At 69.3% G+C, this 1,020-nt stretch carries 2 protein-coding genes; both read left to right on the top strand.

Annotated elements, in window-relative coordinates; translation table 11 throughout:
• Positions 1–246: 246 nt before the first annotated feature.
• Positions 247–579 (top strand): hypothetical protein, encoded by a 333-nt coding sequence (locus tag WEB03_RS02865; RefSeq protein WP_368069462.1) that lies wholly within the window; start codon positions 247–249, stop codon positions 577–579.
• A complete protein-coding gene (locus WEB03_RS02860) occupies positions 576–905 on the top strand; it encodes a DUF5615 family PIN-like protein (RefSeq protein WP_368069461.1) in 330 nt (109 codons plus the stop codon). The genes WEB03_RS02865 and WEB03_RS02860 overlap by 4 nt, the downstream gene beginning before the upstream one ends.
• The last annotated feature ends 115 nt before the right edge of the window (positions 906–1,020 follow it).

Here is a 1,020-nt window from a genome sequence, read left to right as displayed (position 1 = left end):
CACCGATCGGATGGGCTCCGGGTGTCCGAGGGGCCGACCAGGCGGTAACCGCCGTATGCGCACGATGCCCGCCGCCTTGAGATGGCACGCCGTCCGCCGTGATGTCTCGAACGAGGGATCTCAGCTGAGGCCGAGCCGCCCTGAGCTGGCGGCCGAGCGGCGACCAGCAACGGCGACCGCTTCGACGAACGACTTCTCCGATCGCACAGTGGTCCGAGCGGTGGCTGGAGCACGTCCGCTACCGCCGTGACGTCGCCGGCGACCTACGTCCGAACACCGCCGCGAGCGACGAATCCGGGGATCGTCTACCGCGGCCCCACCAACGACCGACGGGCGGCGCTCGCCGCCGGTCCAGACGTGTGGGAGGTCGTCGCGCGGCTCCGCGCGCTCCGGGGCAGCGAGGAGCAGCGCATCGCGACGCTCGCCGAGGAGAGCGAGTTGCATCCTCGTCAGATCCGGACCGCGCTCGACTTCGCCGCTGAGCACCGTGAGCAGATCGGGTCACGGATCCGTCGGAACGAGGAGGCTGCTGCAGCGAGCCGACGCGCCGCGGCAGAGCGCGAGGCCCTGCTCGCGTGACCCATCCACTGCTCGACGAGCTGTTCCCGCTCCGTGCCGCCGAACTCCTGCGCGAGCAGTACGGACACCAGGCCACCCACGTCGCCGAGTTCGGCCTCGATGCAACCGACGATGCCGACATCGCCACGTTCGCCCGCGCCAACGACTGGGCCATGGTCACCGAGAACGTCTCGGACTTCGCTCGTGAGTCGGATCTCGTGCTCGTGTTCGTCCTCGAGCGCAACCTGCCAGCCGGCGGAGCTCAGGCCGCCGCGTTCGCCGAGCTCCTCGACCGCTGGATCCAGGAGCATCCCGATCCCTACCTCGGCGCTCACTGGCCGACGTGAGCTCACCGGTCGCCCGCTACCCGCGATGTTGGCTGACGACTTGACTGACTCACGACTCACGACTCACGACTCACGGACCGCAGGATCTCGGCGATAGAAGGCCCGTAGAGGCAGA

This window comes from Nitriliruptor sp. (assembly GCF_040882075.1).
GTDB lineage: Bacteria > Actinomycetota > Nitriliruptoria > Nitriliruptorales > Nitriliruptoraceae > Nitriliruptor.
This window is presented reverse-complemented; position numbering and strand designations above follow the sequence as displayed.